Source organism: Roseofilum sp. SBFL, from assembly GCF_017746885.1.
GTDB lineage: Bacteria > Cyanobacteriota > Cyanobacteriia > Cyanobacteriales > Desertifilaceae > Roseofilum.
Genome location: NZ_JAGHZH010000026.1, coordinates 18150 through 41335, shown reverse-complemented (window position 1 = coordinate 41335; position 23186 = coordinate 18150). Strand labels below are relative to the sequence as shown.

General features: G+C 46.1%; 22 protein-coding genes. 14 read left to right on the top strand and 8 right to left on the bottom strand.

Annotated elements, in window-relative coordinates:
* Both J7545_RS02685 and J7545_RS02680 read right to left on the bottom strand, forming a co-directional pair.
* Positions 1-432: a globin family protein gene (locus J7545_RS02685; protein WP_318701936.1), complete on the bottom strand. Its 432-nt coding sequence runs from the start codon at positions 430-432 to the stop codon at positions 1-3.
* A gap of 481 nt (positions 433-913) precedes the next feature.
* Complete coding sequence (locus J7545_RS02680) at positions 914-1708, bottom strand: MlaE family lipid ABC transporter permease subunit (protein ID WP_318701937.1); 795 nt, start codon at positions 1706-1708, stop codon at positions 914-916.
* Between the two features lie 195 nt (positions 1709-1903).
* Here J7545_RS02680 and J7545_RS02675 point away from each other — a divergent pair, with 195 nt between their 5' ends.
* The gene (locus J7545_RS02675; protein WP_318701938.1) at positions 1904-2194 is read left to right on the top strand and encodes a DUF5132 domain-containing protein; all 291 of its coding nucleotides are present in this window, start codon (positions 1904-1906) and stop codon (positions 2192-2194) included.
* A 130-nt stretch (positions 2195-2324) separates the two neighbouring features.
* Here J7545_RS02675 and J7545_RS02670 read toward each other — a convergent pair whose 3' ends face one another.
* The 3 genes from J7545_RS02670 to J7545_RS02660 all read right to left on the bottom strand — a co-directional run bounded on the left by J7545_RS02670 (position 2325) and on the right by J7545_RS02660 (position 5635).
* A complete protein-coding gene (locus tag J7545_RS02670; RefSeq protein WP_318701939.1) occupies positions 2325-2567 on the bottom strand; it encodes a hypothetical protein in 243 nt (80 codons plus the stop codon).
* Between the two features lie 270 nt (positions 2568-2837).
* A complete protein-coding gene (locus J7545_RS02665; protein WP_318701940.1) occupies positions 2838-4973 on the bottom strand; it encodes a heavy metal translocating P-type ATPase in 2136 nt (711 codons plus the stop codon).
* 53 nt (positions 4974-5026) lie between these two features.
* On the bottom strand, positions 5027-5635 hold the full coding sequence (locus tag J7545_RS02660; RefSeq protein WP_318701941.1) for an HMA2 domain-containing protein: 609 nt from the start codon (positions 5633-5635) through the stop codon (positions 5027-5029).
* 316 nt (positions 5636-5951) lie between these two features.
* Here J7545_RS02660 and J7545_RS02655 point away from each other — a divergent pair, with 316 nt between their 5' ends.
* From J7545_RS02655 to sodC, 7 genes are all read left to right on the top strand, one after another.
* The gene (locus J7545_RS02655; RefSeq protein WP_318701942.1) at positions 5952-6566 is read left to right on the top strand and encodes a FeoA family protein; all 615 of its coding nucleotides are present in this window, start codon (positions 5952-5954) and stop codon (positions 6564-6566) included.
* A gap of 90 nt (positions 6567-6656) precedes the next feature.
* Positions 6657-8993: a Fe(2+) transporter permease subunit FeoB gene (gene feoB, locus J7545_RS02650; protein ID WP_318719100.1), complete on the top strand. Its 2337-nt coding sequence runs from the start codon at positions 6657-6659 to the stop codon at positions 8991-8993.
* A 169-nt stretch (positions 8994-9162) separates the two neighbouring features.
* On the top strand, positions 9163-9387 hold the full coding sequence (locus J7545_RS02645) for a FeoC-like transcriptional regulator (protein ID WP_318719099.1): 225 nt from the start codon (positions 9163-9165) through the stop codon (positions 9385-9387).
* A gap of 85 nt (positions 9388-9472) precedes the next feature.
* The gene (locus tag J7545_RS02640) at positions 9473-10222 is read left to right on the top strand and encodes an HAD hydrolase-like protein (protein WP_318719098.1); all 750 of its coding nucleotides are present in this window, start codon (positions 9473-9475) and stop codon (positions 10220-10222) included.
* Positions 10219-10884: an ureidoglycolate lyase gene (locus J7545_RS02635; RefSeq protein WP_318719097.1), complete on the top strand. Its 666-nt coding sequence runs from the start codon at positions 10219-10221 to the stop codon at positions 10882-10884. The genes J7545_RS02640 and J7545_RS02635 overlap by 4 nt, the downstream gene beginning before the upstream one ends.
* 11 nt (positions 10885-10895) lie before the next feature.
* Positions 10896-12041 carry a TIGR03364 family FAD-dependent oxidoreductase gene (locus J7545_RS02630; protein WP_318719096.1) on the top strand — a complete coding sequence of 382 codons (1146 nt, stop codon included), beginning with the start codon at positions 10896-10898 and terminating at the stop codon, positions 12039-12041.
* A gap of 216 nt (positions 12042-12257) precedes the next feature.
* Complete coding sequence (gene sodC, locus J7545_RS02625; RefSeq protein WP_318719095.1) at positions 12258-12806, top strand: superoxide dismutase [Cu-Zn] SodC; 549 nt, start codon at positions 12258-12260, stop codon at positions 12804-12806.
* 121 nt (positions 12807-12927) lie between these two features.
* Here the strand turns inward: sodC and J7545_RS02620 are convergent, their stop codons facing one another.
* Positions 12928-13800: an AraC family transcriptional regulator gene (locus J7545_RS02620; protein WP_318719094.1), complete on the bottom strand. Its 873-nt coding sequence runs from the start codon at positions 13798-13800 to the stop codon at positions 12928-12930.
* Positions 13801-13992: 192 nt separating this feature from the next.
* Here J7545_RS02620 and J7545_RS02615 point away from each other — a divergent pair, with 192 nt between their 5' ends.
* On the top strand, positions 13993-14724 hold the full coding sequence (locus J7545_RS02615) for an SDR family oxidoreductase (RefSeq protein ID WP_318719093.1): 732 nt from the start codon (positions 13993-13995) through the stop codon (positions 14722-14724).
* Between the two features lie 227 nt (positions 14725-14951).
* On the top strand, positions 14952-15455 hold the full coding sequence (locus J7545_RS02610; RefSeq protein WP_318701951.1) for a hypothetical protein: 504 nt from the start codon (positions 14952-14954) through the stop codon (positions 15453-15455).
* A 141-nt stretch (positions 15456-15596) separates the two neighbouring features.
* Here the strand turns inward: J7545_RS02610 and J7545_RS02605 are convergent, their stop codons facing one another.
* A complete protein-coding gene (locus tag J7545_RS02605) occupies positions 15597-16115 on the bottom strand; it encodes a phosphonate degradation HD-domain oxygenase (RefSeq protein WP_318701952.1) in 519 nt (172 codons plus the stop codon).
* 98 nt (positions 16116-16213) lie between these two features.
* Between J7545_RS02605 and J7545_RS02600 the strand changes: the two genes are divergently transcribed.
* The 3 genes from J7545_RS02600 (at position 16214) to J7545_RS02590 (ending at position 19818) form a co-directional block, all read left to right on the top strand.
* On the top strand, positions 16214-16672 hold the full coding sequence (locus J7545_RS02600) for an NUDIX domain-containing protein (protein WP_318701953.1): 459 nt from the start codon (positions 16214-16216) through the stop codon (positions 16670-16672).
* Between the two features lie 141 nt (positions 16673-16813).
* Positions 16814-17641: an alkaline phosphatase family protein gene (locus J7545_RS02595; RefSeq protein WP_413038648.1), complete on the top strand. Its 828-nt coding sequence runs from the start codon at positions 16814-16816 to the stop codon at positions 17639-17641.
* 35 nt (positions 17642-17676) lie between these two features.
* Positions 17677-19818: an ABC transporter substrate-binding protein gene (locus J7545_RS02590; RefSeq protein ID WP_318701955.1), complete on the top strand. Its 2142-nt coding sequence runs from the start codon at positions 17677-17679 to the stop codon at positions 19816-19818.
* A gap of 192 nt (positions 19819-20010) precedes the next feature.
* Here the strand turns inward: J7545_RS02590 and J7545_RS02585 are convergent, their stop codons facing one another.
* Positions 20011-21855 (bottom strand): tetratricopeptide repeat protein, encoded by a 1845-nt coding sequence (locus J7545_RS02585; RefSeq protein ID WP_318701956.1) that lies wholly within the window; start codon positions 21853-21855, stop codon positions 20011-20013.
* Between the two features lie 166 nt (positions 21856-22021).
* On the opposite strand from J7545_RS02585, the gene J7545_RS02580 reads away from it, so the two are divergent.
* Positions 22022-23185, top strand: a complete 1164-nt coding sequence (locus J7545_RS02580; protein WP_318701957.1) for a pyridoxal phosphate-dependent aminotransferase — start codon at positions 22022-22024, stop codon at positions 23183-23185.
* The last annotated feature ends 1 nt before the right edge of the window (position 23186 follow it).

The window sequence follows — 23186 nt, the reverse complement described above, 5'->3', positions numbered from 1 at the left end:
TTAAGAAAGTTGGGTTTCCGCTTTATCGTAATCTGCACCGGAAAGCATCAGCTCGGTAATCGCTTGATAGGCATCAATCCAAGCTTGTTTGACTTCAGGAGTCCAATCATCCCCTAAGTATTGTTCAAAAGTTTTCAAGAGTGCCCCACCAACTAGGGGATAATGGGCAGGAAGGGCCCCATATTTAACGTGGCGTGCCCCTAAGCCTTTGAGTGCATTACTTAACTCTTCTGGCTTTTTCAAATTTTCTACTGTAAAGACCAAAGATTGCAAAAGCATTTGCTTTTGTTTCTTCATATCCGTATGCTCAAACAACGGTTTAGCTTCCGGATTATCCGCAAACAAATGGGTATAGAAACTCTCGACAAATTCATTCGCTTCTGACTTCACTTTTTCAAAGCTCTCTTCCAGAAGTTCGACTTTTAATGACATTTTTGGTGTTCTCCTTATGCAGTATGGGTGATATAGCGCTTCGCACTAGATCCTAAGAAATACAAGCTATTGCTTAGGATCTAAGACTTCAAGCTGTACTCCATAGAAAAGAGAATTGCTATAGCCAATTAAGAAATACTTAGGACTTATAGAAAATTGTCCCATTAGCCCATAACAATTGACTCTAAGCCAATTGCTTGTTCTCACTAACTTATTCCCTGCTATAGACAATTTCAATTCTTTTTTGTCCAAGATATAACTTGTATATATCCAGATTATCTAGGATATTCTGTAAGATAAACTACGAAAAAAAATGCCTATTGAAATAAAAACATAGAGTATATGCAAAAGATGCATGTTTGAGGATTTGTAAACAGCATCTCCCTAGAATTTGCCCCCTATCTTTTATCAAGTTCTCAATATGCCTTTAAGCCAATTAGATAACAGGATTTATGGACTAAATCGTTGCTCCAGAGAAGGGTTATACCCCTTGAATCGAGGATGTACCCATACCTTGGAACATAATCCAAGAGAGGACAAAATCAGTCATGAAGATCGAGAGCAGAGAAATAACTACAGCCGTAGTGGTGGATTTACCCACCCCTTTTGCACCTCCAGTGGTGGTGAGTCCCCAACTACAGCCAATGACAGAAATTAAGGCTCCAAAAATAAAGGCTTTAATCACAGAGCTAAAGACATCCCAGGGAGTCATGAAGTTTTGTACGGAGGAGAGGAAGACGGAGTAGGGGATGCGGTATTGAGCTTGGGCAATGAATAAACCGGAGGCAATCCCCATGACAAGGGACAGGAGGCTTAGAAGGGGAACCATTAAGCAACAGGCGATTAATCGGGGAATGACGAGGTAATCGATGGGATCGGTTTTGAGCATGTAGAGGGCATCGATTTGTTCGGTCACTTGCATGGTTCCAATTTCGGCAGCAAAGGCGGAACTGACGCGCCCAGCAACAACGACGGCAGTGAGGACGGGGGAGAGTTCTCTGGCTAGGGCGATCGCCAAAACCCCCCCAACCGCAGTAGTGGCTCCAAAGTTGATGAATTCACGGGCAACTTGAATGGTGAACACGAAACCGACGCTAACCGCCGTCATCACAGAGATCGCCACCGATGCGGGTCCGACGTTAATCATCTGCTCCATCGTATTTCGGCGATGAATTTTTCCGGCTAGGATATGGGCGATCGCCTGTCCCCCCAACAGGATAGCCGTTAGGGGTCGATACAAAGGATTGCGACTGTGCAAGAGTTTGGGTTGACTCAAGGCTACTTCAAGGTTGGCACAACATCAATTACAGGATATCCCAGATCATCGGAAACGTTAAGTAACGTCTTACTCCTTACCCAGTACAGTACGAAGTTCTGTAACGATCGGTCTGGTTTTTCTTTCTCAATTAGGGTACAATAGATGAGAATGTGAGCTACATTTTATTTGAACTTAGCAACAGGATCTTCAATTATGGTAATGATGCATCAAGAAGGCATGGGACTAAGAGCGCGAGTCGGCGAACTCACCCGTAACCCCAACACCAAGGCGATCGTCGTCGGAGTCGCTACCGTTGCCCTTGCACCTGTCATTTTGCCGTTGGTCAAACCGATTTTAAAAACCACCATTAAAACGGGAGTTACTTGGTATGAAAAAACCAAATCTACCTTAGCGGAAACGGCCGAAAGCCTCGCGGATATTGCGGCTGAAGCCAAAGCCGAAGTTCATGCCCAGACTGAGAACAAATCCCTCCCGAATTCCTAACCTAACGGTTCAGTTACAGCCCTCTTGGATCGTTTTGAGGGTGCTGTAAACTCGGAGAAACTCACCAAAACAAGGGGCTAGGGGCCCCTTGTCTTTTAACTTGAGAGTTGTAGACAGCAACAGTTAACTGTCAAGCATCGACTCTATTTTTTTGTGCCTGAGCCACCCACTCAGATAAAGACATTTCTGTTTTTCCTGTTCTGCCCTCTTTATTCAACCGTCGATTCACCGGTTGACGATCGGGTAACAGGGTAGGGGCTAAAACTAAAACGCCTAATCCAACCCAGAATAGGGGATGATTACCGTGTCCGTCTTCGAGAATTTCCTTGAGATGAAAAGTCACGATGGACTTTTCCAGATGAATCAGAGACATAGGGGTTAGAAGACCATGTAGAAAGGTTGATTTCTGCCCATAGCCTAGCAGAATTTTTGCAACTAATGAGAACTATTGTTAACAATCTTAAAGTAGGGAGCTGTGGGGACAAGGGAATAGGGAATAGGGAATAGGGAATAGGGAATAGGGAAAAACCGTTTTTACCTTTTCCTTGAATTATCCATAAATAGTGTTACAAAATTTTCTTCACTCTATATTTAGTCCTTGACAAAATGTATATTCTCCCAAGCTGCTACCATTGCCTATTGCCTAACTTTTAACTGTCAACTGATGCTCGACAAGGGGACGCAGACTATTGACTCCAGCAGCGATCGCCGATCCATTGTGAATAGCAGTTGCTAGCAAAGGATGCAGTCCCACACTCGACGCTAACCCCAACGCCGCTAAATTAGGGGCAACCACCAAGGCAATATTTTGATCGATCAGATTGCGGGTTTGACGAGCAATGGAAATCGCCTCGAGTAAATCAAGTAAATTATTATTCATCAACACCACATCCGCCGTTTCCCGAGCAATCTCTGAACCCTGTTCAAAAGACACCGCTACATCGGCATAAGCGAGGGCAACTGAATCATTTAAACCATCTCCTACAAAGGCGACAGTCCGCCCAGAACGGTGTAAATCGCGCAAAATCCGAGCCTTATCATCGGGGAACGCTTCGGCATACACTTGGGAGGTCGGAATACCCAGTTCCTGGGCCACTTGAGCCGCTCGTTGGGGGCGATCGCCCGTTAGCAAATGGACATCAATGCCATAACTCTTTTGTAGAGTTTGAATTAGGCGATCGCTCTCTGGACGCAGGGGATCGCGATAGTGGATAACACCTTGAAACTGCTGCTCACAAGCCACATAAATCTCAGAGGGGGTATCTATCTGTGTCTCTACCTGTCTGCCATCTACACTTTCCCACTCAATGCCAGCCTGGTGTAAAAAGCGCTGACTGCCAACTAAAACCTCCTGACCTTCAATTTGAGCGCGAACCCCTAAACCCAGTTCATAGAACCATTCTCCCCGTGAAGGAATGGTTACCCCCTTCTGATGGGCATAGTCAACAATGGCTTCAGCCACAGGATGATTCAGCCGTTGTTCAGCGGCGGCGGCTAGTTGTAGCACTCGCTCCTCAGATGACCCATTGAAAGGAGTAATTCCCGATACTGTGACAATCCCTTGGGTGAGAGTTCCCGTTTTATCAAATACTACTGTATCCACTTCCGCCAATTGTTCTAACGTCCGACCGCTGCGAACCAAAATGCCATGGCGAGTCGTATGGTTCAAAGCGCCTAAAAAGGCGGTGGGAATGGAGACACGAATGCCGGTTACAAAGTCTAGAGTCAGGATAGCGGCTGCCCTAGAGGGATCGCCTGTGGTGAGCCAAACGAGAGCAGCGAGAAATAGAGAGGGTAAAATCAGGCGATCGGCGATTTTTTCGGCATAGTTAGCCATGCGAGTATCATGGACAGGAGCTTTTTGCAATAGGGCGAGACTCAAAGCAGCGCGGGTTTGGTTACCTACGCGATCGGCACGCAAATACAGTTGACCCGATCGCAGCAATGTCGAAGCTAATACCAATTCTCCTTCCTGTCTAACCACCGGCATGGCTTCCCCAGTGAGCTGCTGTTGGTCGATCACGCCTTCACCTCGCAATACCGTGCCATCGACAGGAATTTGCTCCCCAGGATAAACGATAACTGTCTGGCCGACTTCCACGCGATCGCTAGGAATTTGCTGTGGAGGTTGGTCTTCTTCCAGTTTCACCCAAGCAAACCGCCCGATCGCCTCTTGTAAGTCCGCCGTCCGCACTTCCGTTGCTCTAGCCGTTTGTTCGCGGATGATATCCCCCAATTCATGGAGCAAGATCACCATCATCGGAGTCACCTGTTTTCCTTGCCACGCATTTAAACTGAGAGCCAGAAAATCCAAACAATCAATATTTAAGCGCTGTTCATTGACAATACTCTGCCATGCTCGTTTGGCAACTGGAAAAGCAATCAATAGAAAGGCGATCGTTGTCACTGGACGCAAGCCAACCCATCGAGGGAGAGTCCGACTCAGCAGAGCCAGGGAAGTCGCCACCAACGGGAGACGTAAACTTGACCACCCTTCTGAACTGTCTTGACTCGGTAGAGCAGGATGTGGTTCTGGAGTAAGATTCTGGCTAATCTTTTCGATCCAATCCTCTACAGTCTGTCTGATCTGCCCTTCCTGCAAAACTTCAGGAGCATAACCAACCACTAGAGAAGCCGATAACTGATTAATGCGAACATGCCTCACCCCCGGCCAAGTAGACAGGGTTGCTTGCAGTTGAGAAGCATAAGTAGAATTTTCTTTCAGTTCGGGAACTCGCAAGCGAATTCGCCCAGGAATTGAATGAACGGTCTTTAGCATGGAGTATGGGATGGAGGAGTGGGGGATGGGGGGCATCTATTGCCTGTTGCCTATTACTTGTTGCGTTCAGATTCTGAATCTCGATCGCTTTGACCATCCAGGTTTGTAGAATTGGCTTGATCGAGGATATTGAGTAAATACATGCCCAATTCTAGTTCTGACATGCCCTCTCCATCGTATTGAATAATGAGGGAAGCTGCTGCTGGGTTAGTCCGCACATGCTTGACTTTCGACTCGGCACTCAGAAGTTTTTCTAGGCGTTTGGCATAGAGCATGTCATTCATTAAACGAGGGATGCGTAAACGAATTCTCCCAGGGACAGAATGGACAATTTTGTAATCTTCTTCCTCTTGATTCGATTGTTCTTCACTGGCAGGTAAGACTTGTTGATCGTTTTCTGAGTTGGGCTTGGCTTGTTTCTTGAGTTGTTGGATCGCTTGACGGACTAGGGCGGCGATCGTCAGATTGACCAATAAGGCTTGTGCTCCTCGCAACTGCAAGCGACTAGTAACCAATAATCCAGTGACGACCGGTAAAATTGCAGCGATTTCACTGGTATTTTCTAGCCATTGTCCTAATTGAGAACTGAACTCAGAAGAGGGTTGAGGATTCTGGCCCACTGTTGCAGAAGAAACGTCCGAAGGAGATGCCGCGTCGGTCATGATTTTTAACTATTTTTGGGTTTATTGTCGCAAGAATTTAAATGATCCGTTTTTCATAATACTTCACAGTGAAGAAATAATATTGATCTCTAAATTAAAAATTAATATTTATCTGAATTTTGCGAAATATTACAGAAGTGAAGATTAAAAATAGATTAAGGACTTTTTTGAACTAAAGGTTAAATCTTTTTTAATCCTTCCGCTATTTATTAGGGATTAGAGTAGACTGTCGATGGCATTTAAATGAAAATAATTAGCAATTCCAATGAATCGCCCTCAAGTTGTTGGTTGGATGAAAAGACGTAGAGGAAAAAAAATGAACCATCACCCTTCAGGGTCAGGACAGCATGATGACGACAGCTCCTACGACTACATAGGAGACAGTTCGAGCCTAGATAGTCAAGAGGAAGCAGCATCAGAACGCCTAGACGTTAATGCCTTTTTGCTCAGTGAAGCACAACCTGGACAGCAGGTATGGGTCAAGGGTTTTCAAGGCAAAGGGGGCATCTCTCGCCTGTTAGCCATGGGAATTACCCCAGGATCTCAGTTGCAAATTTTGAGTCACCAAGGGAGTGGCTCGGTGGTCGTGGCGATCGCCGATAACCGCTTAGGCTTAGGTGCAGGTCTAGCCTCACGAGTCTTAGTCACAGACACAAATCTATCCTTACATCCACACTCAGATATGGAAAACTCAACCTCCACACTCCATTTAGGAGACCTAGCTGTAGGCACAAAAGGGCGCATTCTCGGCTATGAAAAGACCCATCGCGCCTACAAAAGTAAACTCCTCTCCATGGGCCTCACTCCAAGTACAGAATTTACCGTTATTCGCGTAGCGCCCCTAGGCGATCCCGTTGAAATTCAAATACGAGGCTTTCATTTAACTGTACGCAAACAAGAAGCCGAAGCCTTACAAGTAGAACGTTTATAGCGCTTTTCGCTTCGCGCTGGTCATAGGTAATGGGTCATAGATCCCCCCATCCCCCTATCCCCCTTATCCCCCCACATTAAAACCCTAGCCATGCTCAAACCCATTGTTGCCTTAATTGGTAATCCCAACTGCGGAAAAACCACCCTATTTAACGCCCTCACCGGAGCCAACCAACGGACAGGAAACTGGCCGGGGGTTACAGTCGATCGCAAAGAAGGGCAGTTTAAGATTAATCAATCGACCATTACCCTGGTAGACTTGCCAGGGGTCTATTCCCTGGATGCCGAAGAAAGTGCCACCGGGATGGATGAGTTGGTGGCGCGAGATTATCTCCTTTCTGGAGAAGCACAATTAGTAATTAATATCATTGATGCCTCCAATCTAGAGCGCAATCTTTATCTAACGACTCAGTTGATGGAAATGCGCCTACCGATGGTTGTCGCTCTGAATATGATCGATATTGCCCAGAAGCGGGGTATCGATATTAATGCAGATCGTTTAGCCGATCGCTTAGGCGTTCCTGTTCTGCCCCTGATTGCCAGCGATCGCGAAGGAATTGGCTCTTTAGTCGATCTCGTCGGTCACATCCTAGAGAACTTAACCCATCCTGCCAGTTACGTTGCTTATCCAGCAGTCATCGAAGATGCCTTAGCTGAAATCGTCCCTTACCTGACTCAAAACACGACCAATCGGATCGTCGAACCTCGCTGGACGGCTCTAAACTTGCTGCAATACGATGAACGGGGAGTCGGTGAAACCGTTACTCCAGCGCTCACCGAAATGATCGCCAAACATCGGCGTAGTATTCATCAAGTCTTAGGAGAAGATCTCGATATCCTGATTGCCGATAGTCGCTACGGCTTTATTCAAACCGTGACCCAAGAAACCAGTCAACGCACGGGAGAAGTGAGTCAGTCCATGAGCGATAAGCTCGATGCGATTGTCCTCAACCGTTGGCTGGGGATTCCTATTTTCTTAGGCATCATGTATCTGATGTTCCTATTTACGATCAATGTTGGCAGTGCCTTTATTGACTTTTTTGATATCGTTGCTGGGACAATCTTTGTAGACGGATTGGGACAACTGCTCGAAAGCCTCCGCTTCCCCGGCTGGGCGATCGCCCTGTTAGCTGACGGTGCCGGTGGTGGTGTGCAAACCGTCGCCACATTTATTCCCGTTATTGGCTTCATGTTCCTATTCTTATCGATACTCGAAGATTCTGGCTACATGGCACGAGCCGCCTTTGTTATGGATCGAATGATGCGGTTTGTGGGCTTACCCGGAAAATCCTTTGTGCCCATGTTAGTCGGCTTTGGCTGCAATGTCCCAGCAATTATGGCCGCCCGCACATTGGAAAATTCCCGCGATCGCCTCATGACCATTCTCATGAATCCCTTCATGTCCTGTGGTGCAAGGCTTCCGGTTTACGCCCTCTTTGCGGCTGCCTTCTTTCCCCTGGGCGGTCAAAATATCGTCTTTGGCCTTTATATCCTCGGTATTGCCTTTGCCATCTTTACCGGACTGGTGATGAAAAACACCATCCTCAAAGGCGAAATTTCTCCCTTTGTCATGGAGCTTCCTCCCTACCATATTCCTCGATTCAAAGGAGTTATGCTCCGCACTTGGGATCGGCTACGGGCGTTTCTCTTGAAAGCCGGAAAAGTCATTATTATCATGGTTACCATCCTCGGATTACTCAACTCCTTAGGAACGGATGGTTCATTTGGTAATCAAGATAGCGACCAATCCATCCTAAGCGCTGCCAGTCAATCTGTAACTCCCATTTTTGCTCCCATGGGCGTTACCCAGGAAAATTGGCCCGCTACTGTGGGAATCTTTACCGGTGTCTTTGCTAAAGAAGCCATGGTAGGCACACTCGATTCCATTTACGGACAATTAGCCATTACTGATAATCCCGAATTAGAAGAGGAAGAAGGAGGCTTTAGTTTCTGGGGCGGTATCCAAGAAGCTTTCGCCACCATTCCCGCTAACTTAGCTGACGTTCCTGGTACCTTACTAGACCCCCTAGGATTGAATATTGGCAATACCTCAGATGTAGAAACGGCCTCGGAAGAACAGGAAGTTGCTTTAGGCACATTTGGAGCCATGGTACGCCGGTTTGATGGCAAAGCTGGAGCCTTTGCGTATCTCTTATTTGTGTTGCTCTATTTCCCCTGTGTCGCTGCCACCGCAGCCGTTTACCGGGAAACCAACTGGCAATGGACAATCTTTGTTGCTTCATGGACAACCGGTTTAGCCTACATTGTCGCCACCAGTTTCTATCAAATTACTCAATTGAGTGTTCAACCTACCTTCGCTAGTGTATGGCTTTTAAGTATGTTGGTGATTAGCCTCGGTGTCTTCTTCGCTCTGAAAATGTTGAATCCCCAGTTGAAAGCCCACCGCCAGTCTGAAAGCCCCATTTAGTGCAGACAAGGGGATGGGAATAGGGAACGGGGAAGCAGAGATTCCCCGTTCCCTATTCCCAAAAGTATTAGACCTCTTGCAGAAATGAATAGCAATACAGTCTTATGTCTATTGCCTATTGCCTAACTTCTACAAGAAGTCTATTGATTATTAATTATTAATTGAAGTCATGATTCTAGAATTACAAAACTACCTCGCCCAAAAACAGAAAGTCTCTCTAGCCGAACTCGAAACCCACTTTCGCAGCGATCCTGATGCTTTGCGGGCAATGCTCAATAAATTAGTCTATAAAGGCAGAGTACGCCCGGTAAGTCTAGAAGGGCAAAAATGTGGCGGTTGTACCCATTGCGATACAGCAGCCTTTGAAGTTTATGAATGGGTAGGGAAGAAATAGGGAATAGGGAATAGGGAATAGGGAATAGGGTCTGTTTTAAGGTATCCTAGTAGAGACAAACTGACTCATTGGAGGAGTCACTTGAATGTCTTCTACTCCTAATGTGGAACTGGTTATCTTTGACATGGCAGGTACAACGGTCCAGGATAACAATGAAGTGCAAAACTGTTTCTTTGTGGCTGCCGAACAAACTGGTTTACAGGCTTCCGGCGATCGCGTGAATGCCATGATGGGATGGTCGAAAAAGCTGGTATTTCAAACGTTGTGGCGAGAACAACTCGGTGAAGATCGCCCAGATTATCAGCAAAATGTCGAGGTTTCTTATCAACGGTTTAAGGAAACCTTAGAACATCATTATCAAACCCAACTGGTTGAACCGACAGAAGGATGCTTAGAACTGTTTGACTGGCTAAAGTTTGAGGAAATTAAGATTGGGTTAAACACAGGGTTTTATCGTGAGGTAACGGATATTATCTTGCGTCGTTTGGGATGGGATAAAGGGTTGAATTCAGATTATGTTGGCTCAGAAGACTCTTATATCCAAGTCTCGGTTACACCCTCAGAGATTTATAATAATGAAGGTCGCCCAGCCCCCTATATGATTCAAAAGGCGATGTACAAAGTTGGGATTAAGAATCCCCAGAATGTAATTGTCGTTGGGGATACTCCCTCGGATTTAGAAGCGGGGTTGAATGCCCATTGTTTGATGACTTTGGGGGTAACTAATGGAACTCATCGCCGAGAACAGTTAGCCCAATATCCCAATGATGGATTGTTGGATTCTCTGTGGGAGTTGAAAGAAAAAATTACAGGATGCTCCCAAGAATTACGATGATGAAAACTTTAGATCATTCCATTAACTACCTGGCTCCTGATGTTCCCCCAGAACTACCGTGGGTGGAAGTTCCCTTAGTCAAAGCAACACCAGAATCTCTAGCTGGATATGGTCAATTGGTGGATGATTATGAGGACTATTCCATTGAAATTGTGACCTGGCCAGCCCAAGGATGGCGAAAACTCGATCCCGAAACAGGTAACCAAGGCGGAACAACCCAAGGGATCTTTGAATTTTGGTGGGAAGGAGAGATCCTTTATGGTCATAATCAAGCGGTGGGCGATCGCTATCTCTTGGGTTGGTCTACAAACCCAGGAAATGCCCAAGCTCAAACTACACCAGAATCAGGACGCTCTCAGGTCTTACTCTGGCACGCCAATTATCACCCCGATGGTGGACAACTGTTTTTTCCCTTAGACAATACGCCCTTTGTCGTTCCCCTCGCTTTACCCGGAGACGATGTTAAACCAGAAGACTTTATCGCGTTCTATGTCGAAGGTCACCAGGGATTATATATTCATCCTAATGTGTGGCATGAGGCTGTATTTCCCCTGGCAGACCGAGCAAAATTTCACGACGAACAAGGTAAAGTTCATGGTCGTGTCAGTTGTAATTTAGCCCAAGAATTTGGTGTGTTCTTATCTATTCCTCTGATTTATTAACGTAGTAACTCATGACTTCACAAAATCAGGCTGATGTATTAATTATTGGTGCAGGTATTGTTGGTTTAGCTCATGCTTTAGCCTGTGCCAAACGAGGCCTCAAGGTTGTTGTTTTTGAACGGAATCCCCAGGCAATTGGTGCATCAATTCGCAATTTTGGCATGGTCTGGCCTGTGGGACAACCTTTAGGACCATTAGGCGATCGCGCCCTCAACTCTCGACAAATTTGGCTGGAACTGTCGGCTCAGGCTCGATTTCATGCAGAAGAAGCCGGATCTCTACATCTGGCCTATCGTGAAGATGAGATGGCAGTTTTAGAGGAATTTGTCAGGATTAGAGCCTCTACCCATTCTGTGGCATTACTGACCCCTAATCAAGTCTTAGAGAAGAGTCCAGCCGTAGTTAAGGATGGGTTATTAGGGGCGCTGTGGAGTTCCACAGAAGTGATTGTAGACCCCAGAGAAGCGATCGCCAAATTACCCGATTATCTCAGTAAAGCCTATGGGGTAACGTTCAAATTTGGCACAGTCGTAACCTCGATCGCGGATCGGGTGGCAATTGCCGGGGGAGAGCAGTGGCGAGGCGATCGCATTTTCGTCTGTTCGGGTGCAGACTTTGAAACCCTCTATCCCCAACACTACGCCAATAGCGGCATCACCAAAGTTAAACTGCAAATGATGCGCACTGCTCCCCAACCCAACAACTGGCGACTCGGTGCAGCGCTTTGCGGAGGATTAACCCTAACCCACTATAGCGCCTTTGCAGACTGTGCCTCCCTTCCTGCTCTCAAAGAACGCATTGCTAAAGAAACGCCCCATTTTCCAGACTGGGGAATTCACGTCATGATGTCGCAAAATGGATTGGGAGAATTAATTATTGGCGACACTCACGAATATGGTTGGTGTCCGCACCCCTTCGATCGCGCCGATCTGAACAACTACATTCTCAACTACTTAAAAGGCTTTGTCCAACCCCCTTCCCTAGATATTGCCCAGACATGGCACGGTGTGTATGCCAAGTTACCCGGATCAACTGAATTGATTTTACATCCAGAATCGGGCGTGACCATTGTTAACGCCCTCAGTGGTGCGGGAATGACCCTATCGTTTGGTCTAGCAGAAGAGACGATCTCGGAAATATATAGCACTTCGCGGTAGGCAATAGGCTTGCTTTGCAATAGTCAAAAGCTTGTATTGCTTAGGGTCTAAGGCTTCAAGCTGTACTTAATAGAAAAGAGAATCGCTATATGGCCTTATGGTTTTCGTTTTCTGGGATACACTTTGCCTTAACTATTACTGGCACACTGTCTCGTGTGTCAATTAATATATTGTCCCCAGTCATACGTTATTTATTTTTTGACTTCCAAGATACCCATGAAAAAAAAATCAGTTTATATTGCCTCTCTGACAGCCCTAATGACAGCAACTGTTCTCGCACCAGCTTATGCTGACGGTCATGTCATTACCGTTGAAATGAATCTCACTGATGCCAATGGTATTGGCGCGGCTGTTGGTACAGTGCTTTTGGAAGATACGGAATATGGTTTGCTTCTTACCCCGAATCTGACCAATTTGACTCCAGGTTCCCATGGATTTCATATTCATACCAATCCAGACTGCGGCCCTGGAATCAAAGATGGCAAGACCGTACCTGGATTAGCTGCCGGCGGGCACTTCGACCCATTCAATACCGGAGTCCATAAAGGCCCCTATGCGGATGATGGTCACCTGGGAGATTTACCTCCGTTATTTGTGGCCAATAATGGTACAGCAACAACTCCTGTTTTAGCTCCCCGGTTAGAAGTCAGCTTCTTAAATGGTCGTTCTCTAATGGTGCATATGCACGGAGATAACTTTTCTGACGAGCCAGCTCCTCTCGGTGGCGGCGGTTCTCGCCTGGCTTGTGGTGTAATTTCTGAGTAGCCAGTAAAATCGAGACGCGATCAAATTTTGTATATGGGAGCTTCTCATGAATAACATTGAGGGTAACTGTATCATAGTCGATCGCGCCACCTTACTAAACTCAAGACCAACCCCATTGAATCTATACAAGTTGGGCATAGCCCAAGTCTCTTGCTTGAGAGGGCAAAAAATTGAAATAGCGCTTAAACTCTCGACTAAACTGGGATGTGCTCTCGTACCCCACATTGAGGGCTGCCGTACCTACAGATATATTGTTATGAAGAATAAGACTCTTAGCTTTATGTAATCGATACTCTTTGAGGTACTGTAGTGGAGATTTTTCAGTTATCTGTTTGAACGACCGGTGAAATGCTGAGACACTCATATCCACTTCTTTGGCGAGCTGCTTGATCGTGAGGGGTTTTTGGTACTCACGCCAAATGATCTCTATGCTTCGAGCAATCCGCGCATAGTGGGAGTTGTGTTGGGTGAGCGCATAAAGAGCCGGTCCATGTTTACCCAACAGTGCGCGGTAGACGACCTCCCTAACTAATGACAAACCAAGAATTTCACTATCCTGTTCTGAGCAGAGAGCTTGCATGAGCCGAGTTGTTGCCTTACGCATCTGGGAATCAAGGGCAACCGGCTCAACCCCACATAATGGTGATGTCGGCTCAAAGTTCTCGAGTGCATTATGTTTTGAGAGTTGCATCACCATCTTGTGAAGTTCGGCAAGATCGAGTTCAATAAAAAGGCCCAGTAACGGGTTGTCTAAGCTGGCATTTGTTTTGCACTCGAAGGTGAGTGGCACACTAAGGACAAGGTAATGGTCACTATCGTAGTGAAACACACGATCGCCGAGGTATCCAACTTTATTACCCTGCTCAATAATCACTAGCCCAGCATTGTAGACGAGCGGCGAACACGCTATAGCTTTTGTTGCCCAGAAGAAACTGACACCTCTAATATGAGTCTCGATAAAGCCTTCCACTTTGGAAAACTGATAAACATCCATGATTTGTTGTAGATAAATAATTCGCTCCTCCTCAAATAGCCTTATCACTTGACTATAGCAATCGCTGTTAAGAATTGCGCTCAAACAATGGGCAGAAAGCAGAAATAGGCAACGTCTAAGCAGAAATAGGTCTTGAGCTTGCTAGTAGTTCAAAAGTACACTGCATTTACATGACACCAAGAAGGAGAAAATATGGAAACTAATCAGAAATCCTTAGTGGTTATTACCGGTGCAAGCTCCGGTATCGGTGAGGCTATTGCTCGACGTTTCGCCGAACTGGGTCACCCGCTATTACTTCTCGCTCGCCGGATTGAAAAACTCGAAGCGCTTGGCCTAACCAACACAATGTGCCGCAAACTGGATGTCACCGATGCTAAAGCTTTCCGTGTTGCCATTGAAGAGGCTGAAGCTGAATATGGCCCAGTAGATTGCTTAGTCAACAATGCGGGTGTGATGCTTCTAGGGCAGATTGATACACAAGACCCAGCGGAATGGCACAGAATGTTTGAGGTGAACGTTCTCGGCTTGTTAAACGGAATGCAGGCGGTTCTTAGCTCGATGAAGGAGCGGGGTACTGGCACTATCATGAACATGAGTTCTATTGCAGGCAAAAAGTCTTTTCCCAACCATGCCGCTTATGTCGGAACCAAGTTTGCCGTCTCCGCAATTACCGAAAATGTTCGTGAAGAAGTTTCTAACAGTGATGTACGCGTGATGGCAATTCACCCTGGCGCAGTAGAAACCGAACTGTTGAGTCACACCACTTCGCAGGAAATCATTGATGGTTATGAGGAGTGGAAAAAGGCAATGGGCGGTGCATTGGTTGCCGACGACATTGCTCGCACAGCAGTGTTTATGTATTCCCAACCGCAGAATGTGAATATCCGTGATGTTACGATCGCGGCTACCCGGCAACCGGCCTAAACCCGATTCATAAAGATCGAAAGTTTACTGGCAACGATTAAGCAGACTGTGGAACAAGGTGCAACTGTTCATCTAGGGGGTGAACGCGGCAAAGGCCCTGGCGCGTGGCTGAAGCCAACCCTCCTTACTGGTGAACGATAGTCCCTTTGGCTTGTCCTCGGCTATCATGAGTGTGATGTGAACAAAGACAAAGAACTGGCCTTGCGATTAGAAACTGGGTTCTTCTGATGAATAACATTGATGGTAATTGTATCGTAGTCGATCGCGCCACCTTTCCTAAAAAACTGGAGGCACTACTAGAACCAGACCGGAAAGCATTCGTGGCAATCTTATTTATTACGATCGAGTCTATTGCTGAATGCAAACTCTCCAAAGATGAGGAATCAGAACTTCTCTCGAGTGGTTGGGATCAATTTCTACAAAACTTTAGCTTGCCTTGTGAGTGTTTGCGCGCGGGTTGGCGAGAGTTTTGGGTTATCATTGAAGGAGATGATCGGGAAAAAGTTGTTAAAGCCTTTAAAGAAATATTTGCTATTTGGGATGAAAACAGTAAGCCAAACCTGTGGCATGTATGTTTTACTAACTTCAATGAAGTCCAGAATAGAGATACAGAGGCAATTCAATATTTTGATACTGTTGCGGTAAAAATAGTTGATTATAGTACTCGCAATCCCCCAGAAAAGTTATTTGAGATTCATATTGACAGTAAATCTCACACTACCATTCTCTAGTAATTATGACGCTGAAGCGGTTGGATGTATTAGTGAGCGGTCGCAGTCTTGAATCTGAGGCAACCTAGTATCTTGAACTCTTAACACCAGAAACTATTAAAGTGAGTTTATTCGTCTGGTCGCTCTGCTGGGTATTAAGTCTTATAAATACTTCCGAACAAAATAGTCAAGATCTGGAGTCACTAAACCCTCAACTTTGGCTTGTTCATCCCAGCAACGAAGTTTAATACTATCGAGAGCATAAGGTTGTGCGACAAATGCTTGAGCGTCTTTTGGAGAGAACACGCCTCCTTGGATAATTAAGCTCTGTTGGGAAGCCGGAGAAAGTTGACTCAAATATTTAGGATCGACTGCACAAAGATAGCGTTTTGCTTCAACATGGAGACGGATGGGTTCCGTGATAGCGGGAGGAAAGAGCGATCGCAAAACCGGCAAAGCACAATATTCATGGCGATCGCCTTCTGGTGTACTCCGCTCCGGGTATAGATGACCGAGATCGTGAAATAAACAAGCGAGAATTATCTCTCTAGATTGACGCGCAGTTTCCGCCAAAGTAGCACATTGCAAAGCATGTTCGAGTTGGCTAACTGCTTCGCCATCATACTGAGCATGACCTTGGGTAGATAAACAGTTTATGAGTGTTTTAAGTATAGGATTCATGGCGATCAGAAATTAGAAATACACGATTGATAGAGCCGATCTTTAATTGACTCAATGATGATACCCTTGACATCAGAGGTGCATGAGACATTAATATCATGGAAAATCAGCAGATAGAAACCACTAAACCTCAAACTCGCTTACGAGTAGCGGTTGTCGCCTTATTTGTCATCGAAACCGAAGTGTTACTGATTCATCAGATGACGTTCCCAGAACCTGACTGTTGGGACTTACCAGGGGGAGGAATTGAACCCCACGAACCGATTCGGGAAGCTCTACGACGAGAAGTTAAAGAAGAGACGGGAATAGAGAACTTTGAAATCGACGATCTATTGACAATAGCCGAAAGTTTCTTTCCCGAAGGACGCGATCGCATCCTCCATACAATTAACATTATCTACCAATGCTCGCTTCCAAGTAAACCCACCCATCTGCACAGCGATGAAGCAGAAATTGGCCCCAAAGGCATTCAATGGATTGATATCGCTTCTGTGTCTCAAAAATCCTGCTCCACTCGCTGCTGGCAAGCTCTACAAGTTCTGGGCGCTGGCGAGTAGAGACAGGGAATCGGGAGATCGCCTATTCCCCATCCCTCAACCTGAACTCAAGTTAATTGATTCATAACCCATTGTCTCCCAACCCATAACCTAGGCTTAGTCTTTCTCTGATATGACTATCTAAGCATTCAGGATGGGTGAATTATGAGTAAACGAGTCATTGTAGTACTATTAGATGGCTTGCGTTTTGATGTGGCTGTTGCCTCAATGGGTTACTTGGGCCATTTAGTGGAAACCCTCCAAGCCAGTCTGTATCAAGTCCGAGCTGAACTGCCGAGTTTATCCCGGCCTCTCTATGAAGTGCTATTGACCGGTACACCGGTTTCCGTCAATGGTATTGGAGCCAATGATGTTGTGCGTCTGTCCCATCAGCAAAGTGTGTTTCATTTGGCAAAAGAAGCTGGCTTAACGACCGCAGCAGCCGCCTATTCCTGGTTTAGCGAACTCTACAATCATGCTCCGTTTGTTCCCCAGCGCGATCGCGACCAGCATAACACCCATAACCCCATCCAACATGGGCGCTTTTATTGGGAAGACTCTTACCCAGACTCCCATCTGTTTGCCGATGCCGAAATGCTCAGGCAAGCCTATAATCCTGACTTTTTCCTCATCCATTCCATGGGAATTGACCATGCAGGACATGGCTACGGCTCCGATAGTAAAGAATATCGCGGTTATGCCTTACTAGCCGATAGTCTACTGTCCCACTATATTCCTCTCTGGCGGGAAGCAGGTTATACCCTTCTCATTACTGCCGATCATGGCATGAATCCTGACGGTCACCATGGAGGAACCCTACCGGATGTGCGGGAGGTTCCCTTATTTACGATCGGCACTGACTCGAATGGGGAGGCAACCGAGCCGATATCCCAATTGGCGATCGCCCCTTTAATCTGCACTCTATTGGGAATCTCACCCGCACCAGCGATGCTCAAATCTGAACAAGCTTTATCCCTCACCGCTTCTTAAACCGATTTGATTATTCCTACTTTCAGGAGAACCTCATGCATTATCGATTCAATCCACCATTGAGTTCTAGAGCCACAAAAGTCACTCATTCTGCTTTAGTAGTGGCGATCGCCGGACTCGCTGCCTGTGCTTCTAACGTCGAAACAACAACGACTGCAGGGACTACCGCAACCAGAGCTGAAGGCAGTTGTCCTGCCATTACCCTCGCTGATACCCAAGGCATTGGTGAAGGCAAATATCCCCAGCAATACGACCTACAGAACTATGAAGCCGAAACGGGGTGTGAGATGGCTTTCGTCGCTAACCCAGAAATTGAGGATCTCAATGGGGAAATTCAAGGCAACACTGACCTCCCCCCCATAGATGAAAGAATCCCCAACGAGCCATTAGTTGTAGTTCCCTACGAAGAAATTGGTCAATATGGGGGCATCCTCGCTGGACTCTCCAAAGCCACAGAATCTGGAACTTCCGACCTGCTCTCTACTCGCCATGTAAACCTCTTCCGCTATTCCGACGACCTAAAAACCTTAGTTCCCAATATCGCTCGCGACTTTGAATGGAACGATGATTACACCATTCTCACGGTTTATCTACGAGAAGGACACAAGTGGTCCGATGGCGAACCCTTCACGGCAGAAGATATTGTCTTTTGGTATAACAACGTCCTGGCCAATAAAACCCTATACTCGAATGGTATCCCCGATCGCTTCCTCGTCAACGGCCAACCCATGGAAGTAGAAGCGGTTAATCCCACCACAGTCACTTTTACCCTCTCCCAAGCCAAACCCGGTTTAACCTCCTTATTTGCCACCGACTACGCTCAACCGTTTCTACCCAAACATTTCTTAGGTAAATACCACCCCGATGTTGACTCAAATGCCGAGAAGAACGCCAAAGATGATGGCTTTGAAAGCTGGGATGAAGCGTTCAACTTCTACTATGGCAGCAGTGACTGGAAAGATGTCCCCTCTCCTCTGCTCAAAGATACAGCTAAAGCCAATAGCTTAGAGCGAGCAGTAATGCCGACCTTAGAATCCCATATTGTCATTGCCGATACCGCAGAAGGTCGGCGTTTGGTGGCTAATCCCTATTTCTATCAAGTTGATACCACGGGACAACAACTCCCCTATATCAGCAGGATTGATGAGGTGTATGTTCCAGAGAAGGAAGTCCAGAACTTGAAACTCTCCAATGGGGAAGTGGTGTATAAATCTCAAGCTGTATTTGCTGAAGATTTGCCCGTATTGCAACAAAATGAAAGTAAAGGGAATTATACTGTCAGTCCCGTTCCCACTGTAGGGGAATCTATGGTGGTTTACTCCTTTAATGTTAACCACAAGGATGAAGGCTTGCGAGAGATTTTTGACGATCTGCGCTTCCGTCAAGCCGTCAGTCATGCTATGAATCGTGAGGAGATGAACGAGTTAGTGTATTTTGGGTTAGCCACTCCCGCCCAATATACTGCCATTGACCCGAATACGGTGGATTTTATCACGGAGGAGCAAAAAACCTATTTAATTGAGTATGACCCGGATAAAGCCAATGAACTGCTTGATGAGATGGGGTTAGTGGATGCTAATGGGGATGGAAAACGCGATCGCCTAGACGGGCAGCCTTTGGTAATTAATTTACAATTTGCCACCCAAGGCGGAGCTGTTAAACTCCACGAACTGTTTGTCCAATATCTGGATGATGTGGGTATCAATATGCAGCTCAAAGAAGTCACCTCCGATGAGTATCGCGCCAGTCAAGCGTCAAATGACTTGGATATCATGACCTGGACGAAAGCCTATACCTCAGCGTTTGTAGCGGGTTCGCGGGAACCCTTCTTCCCCCCCTTTGGCGATTATTTTAGCCTCAGCAACGGTCATCTCTGGGCTAAATATATTGAGACTAACGGCGCTGAAGGCTTAGAACCTCCGGAATGGGTAACCGAGTTGGATCGAAAGTCCATTGAGTATCAAAAGTACACTTTAGGTACTGAAGAATCCAATCAACTTGGTAAGGAAATCGTCGATTTACTGCAATCCGATCTCCTATTTATCGGCACCGTGGGGAATCCAGCCGAACCCGTTTACCATCGCAATGATTTAGGTAATTTCAAGGAATTTACCGCTAAATCCTATGACTATTACTGGGCTTATCCCTATCGTCCCAGTCAGTGGTTCTTGAAGTAGAGCGCTACGCGCTGGTAATAGATAAACGCTAGAAAGCGGGTTTCTGGCAGAAGCTCGCTTTCTAAACCCTACCCGTTCCCTATACCTGATGTCTTGTCTTAAGAGAGGTGTTTTTACATCCACTAACCAAGGGAAGCATGATTCGGCTTCCCGATCGCCCAATTATCGGTTTGGAGAGTTGAGCGATCGCAATCATCGACTAACCACTTGCACCGCACAAGTTCCCGTTTTTTGCGCTTCCAGAGCTTCAGTAAACGAATCAATGGCTTCTTGATAGTGGTGAAACTCAACTAAAATGTTGCCTTTGAGTTTTAAGGCTTCTGGATGATTGGGTTGGATCGACAAAATATGATTGTAGGTTTTTAGGGCTTTTTCTGGGCGATTGAGGCAATCTAAAAGATGGGCAATTCTGAACCATAAATCTAACATTTCTGGTTTAAGGGCTAAGGCTTGTTCGTAGGACGCGATCGCCTCCTCATATCGATTTAAACCTTCCAGGGTAGCTCCACGGTTGCGCCATAAACCTTCTCCTTGTTTACCTAAAGACAAAGCGATATCATAACAGGCTAGGGCTTCCTGATGGCGATTCAATTTGGCTAAGGCTAAACCCTGTTTGTACCAAGGCTCGCTATTCTGAGAATGGAGATTGACCGATTTATCATAGGAAAGGATCGCTTTTTCATACTCTCCTATCCATCCCAATAAATTGCCGCGATGATACCAAGCTTCCCAACTTTGGGGATTAAGAATCAAGGCGCGATCGTAGGAGTCGATCGCCTCCACATAACGTCCTAACTTAGCAAAAGCACTCCCTTGATTATACCAGGCTTCATAGCGTCCCGGATAAATCGACAGGGCGCGATCGTAAGCAGTGAGAGCGCGGAGATAGTTCTCTAATTTACTGAGAGTATTGCCTAAATTATACCATCCTTCATCCCGACTCTCATCAATATCAATGGCTTTTTGATAGGCTTCTAGAGCGCGATAATAATTATTTTGCTTAACATATAATCGACCGATCGCCAACCAGGTTTCATAGGAATCTGGCAGCCATTCCAAAGCTTTATGATAAGCCGCGATCGCATCCTCATAACGATGAACTTGGGTTAATTGCTGGGCTTGCCTGACATAATCTTCCCTCGTCAACTCTTCCGGACTTACCACAGACTGCAGATGAGTTGAATCTGGAACTAGACTCCGATTTAACTGAGGAGGCGAAAAATCAGGCACTTCAGACGACAAATTCACCGGCAGAGCCTCCACCATTTGGGATGGGCGTGTTTGGGACATTTCCTGGAATAAACTCTCTTTTTCCGCTTTCGTTTCCGTCAACATCTCCTGAAATTGACGCATCATTTGGCGCTTGATTTTATCGAGTTCCTCTAGGGAAATCTGAGATTGCTGGGACTGTTCATGAACCGTGGTTAACTCATCACGAATATGTTGTTTATATAAATTCAGATGACGGTATAACTCGCCCATCCAATCATCGGCTTTTAAATGATAATCCTTTAAATCGCGATCTAAATCGCTAAATCCTTCTAATTGGGAATGGATCAGTTTGACTAAATCTTGAACCACCCAACCTCGAATGAACCAAAATAAAATCATTGCCATAACGGGCATACTGACGATCAATACCATCAATAAATTTAAGACGGTAATCGTTCCCTCAATTTTCGGCAGGCGATCGTCCCGTCCAACTAAGGCTAAATTTTCCTGAGCAATAGAGGTATCAACCACCTGGGAAATCATGGTTTTCAGGTGCTGAATATCTTCTTGAGATAGGGACGTGCGATCGAAAGGTTGATCCGTAGATTCTACTACCGGAAGAACAATTTCTGGAGGACTAATAGAAGCCAGAGCAACCGGCATCACCTGTTGCACAATCGAATCAATAAACTTAGGATCTAAATCCGGTTTTTCCGTTTTTCCAGTATCTCCTATCGGTTGAATTGGAGATTGCTTTAGATCGGACGAAGACCGAAATTCTGGCGCGATTAAAGTCGCTAATGTAACAAGGGCAACGGTTGACATCCGCATAGCATCCACTCCCATTCATTATCCAACGGAGTCCAAAACTTAAAGGTTCTCAAGAACTGCGCTATTCCTTGATACGGAGTTTTTGATCGAGATCAGGATATGATCTGAGGGCAAGTAGGGAATAGGGAATAGGAAAAACCATAATTTAGGAGATCGGTTCATGAATCAAGCAGAGCGCATCGAGGGATTGTTATCAGAATCTGCGTTTGAAGTTTTAGCTAAAGCAAAAGCCTTAGAAGCGCAAGGACGCGATATTATTCACTTAGAAATTGGTCAACCTGACTTTCCTACCCCCTCTCATATTTGCCAAGCTGCAACGGAGGCGATCGCCCAGGGCTATACCGGCTATAGTTTAACGTTAGGGTTGCCAGAACTGCGAGAGGCGATCGCCGCTCATGTTAGCGAAACCCGGAAGATTCAGGTAGGGGGCGATCGCATTATCGTCACTCCAGGAGCCAAACCCCTACTCTTTTTCGGTATTCTGGCAGTAGTGAATCCTGGGGATGAAGTCATCTATCCCGATCCCGGTTTTCCCACCTATCGCTCCGTGATTCAGTTTGCCCAAGGTCGTCCTATTCCCTTACCCTTAGTGGAAGAGCGGGAATTTAGCTTTCGCGTGGAAGACTTAGAGCGGCTGATTTCGGACAAAACTAAGTTATTGATCTTGAACTCCCCCCATAACCCCACAGGAGGATTTTTACCTCTAGCCGATTTAGAAGCGATCGCCTATTTAGCCATTAAACATAATTTTTATATCCTAGCTGACGAAATCTATTCTCGCCTGTTATATGACCATCCTCACTATAGTTTGCTCAGTCTACCCGGAATGGAAGATCGAACCCTCTTAGTCGATGGCTTTTCTAAAACCTATTCCATGACGGGATGGCGTTTAGGGTATGGCGTGATTCCCCAACATTTAATCAGCGCCTTAGCATTATTAATGCTCAACTCCAATTCTTGTACTTGTACCTTTATCCAAAAAGCCGGTATCGCAGCGTTGCAAGGTTCCCAAGAACCCGTACAAGAAATGGTCAAAGCCTTCCAATATCGCCGCGATATTCTCGTTGCTCGACTCAATGAAATTCCTGGTATCCACTGTCTCATTCCACCGGGCGCATTTTATGTGTTTCCCAATATCAAAGAATTGCCCTTAAACTCTCAAGCCTTAGCCGATTATCTCTTAAATCAAGCGGGGGTTGCCCTCTTACCCGGAAACGCCTTTGGAAACCATGGGGAAGGTTATTTACGTCTCTCCTATGCCACCTCTTTAGAGCAACTCCAGCTTGCCCTAGAGCGAATTGGGGAAGCCGTAGCCGCCCTTTAAG

Excerpts from the sequence above, each read along its gene's own strand:
- J7545_RS02675 (WP_318701938.1), top strand. The coding sequence starts at position 1,904 with ATGGTAATGATGCATCAAGAAGGCATGGGACTAAGAGCGCGAGTCGGC.
- sodC (WP_318719095.1), top strand. The coding sequence starts at position 12,258 with ATGAAAAAAAAATCAGTTTATATTGCCTCTCTGACAGCCCTAATGACA.
- J7545_RS02605 (WP_318701952.1), bottom strand. The coding sequence starts at position 16,115 with ATGAATCCTATACTTAAAACACTCATAAACTGTTTATCTACCCAAGGT.
- J7545_RS02665 (WP_318701940.1), bottom strand. The coding sequence starts at position 4,973 with ATGCTAAAGACCGTTCATTCAATTCCTGGGCGAATTCGCTTGCGAGTT.
- J7545_RS02585 (WP_318701956.1), bottom strand. The coding sequence starts at position 21,855 with ATGTCAACCGTTGCCCTTGTTACATTAGCGACTTTAATCGCGCCAGAA.
- J7545_RS02590 (WP_318701955.1), top strand. The coding sequence starts at position 17,677 with ATGCATTATCGATTCAATCCACCATTGAGTTCTAGAGCCACAAAAGTC.
- J7545_RS02580 (WP_318701957.1), top strand. The coding sequence starts at position 22,022 with ATGAATCAAGCAGAGCGCATCGAGGGATTGTTATCAGAATCTGCGTTT.
- feoB (WP_318719100.1), top strand. The coding sequence starts at position 6,657 with ATGCTCAAACCCATTGTTGCCTTAATTGGTAATCCCAACTGCGGAAAA.
- J7545_RS02615 (WP_318719093.1), top strand. The coding sequence starts at position 13,993 with ATGGAAACTAATCAGAAATCCTTAGTGGTTATTACCGGTGCAAGCTCC.
- J7545_RS02670 (WP_318701939.1), bottom strand. The coding sequence starts at position 2,567 with ATGTCTCTGATTCATCTGGAAAAGTCCATCGTGACTTTTCATCTCAAG.
- J7545_RS02645 (WP_318719099.1), top strand. The coding sequence starts at position 9,163 with ATGATTCTAGAATTACAAAACTACCTCGCCCAAAAACAGAAAGTCTCT.
- J7545_RS02600 (WP_318701953.1), top strand. The coding sequence starts at position 16,214 with ATGGAAAATCAGCAGATAGAAACCACTAAACCTCAAACTCGCTTACGA.
- J7545_RS02610 (WP_318701951.1), top strand. The coding sequence starts at position 14,952 with ATGAATAACATTGATGGTAATTGTATCGTAGTCGATCGCGCCACCTTT.
- J7545_RS02685 (WP_318701936.1), bottom strand. The coding sequence starts at position 432 with ATGTCATTAAAAGTCGAACTTCTGGAAGAGAGCTTTGAAAAAGTGAAG.
- J7545_RS02630 (WP_318719096.1), top strand. The coding sequence starts at position 10,896 with ATGACTTCACAAAATCAGGCTGATGTATTAATTATTGGTGCAGGTATT.
- J7545_RS02635 (WP_318719097.1), top strand. The coding sequence starts at position 10,219 with ATGATGAAAACTTTAGATCATTCCATTAACTACCTGGCTCCTGATGTT.
- J7545_RS02660 (WP_318701941.1), bottom strand. The coding sequence starts at position 5,635 with ATGACCGACGCGGCATCTCCTTCGGACGTTTCTTCTGCAACAGTGGGC.
- J7545_RS02620 (WP_318719094.1), bottom strand. The coding sequence starts at position 13,800 with ATGGATGTTTATCAGTTTTCCAAAGTGGAAGGCTTTATCGAGACTCAT.
- J7545_RS02640 (WP_318719098.1), top strand. The coding sequence starts at position 9,473 with ATGTCTTCTACTCCTAATGTGGAACTGGTTATCTTTGACATGGCAGGT.
- J7545_RS02655 (WP_318701942.1), top strand. The coding sequence starts at position 5,952 with ATGAACCATCACCCTTCAGGGTCAGGACAGCATGATGACGACAGCTCC.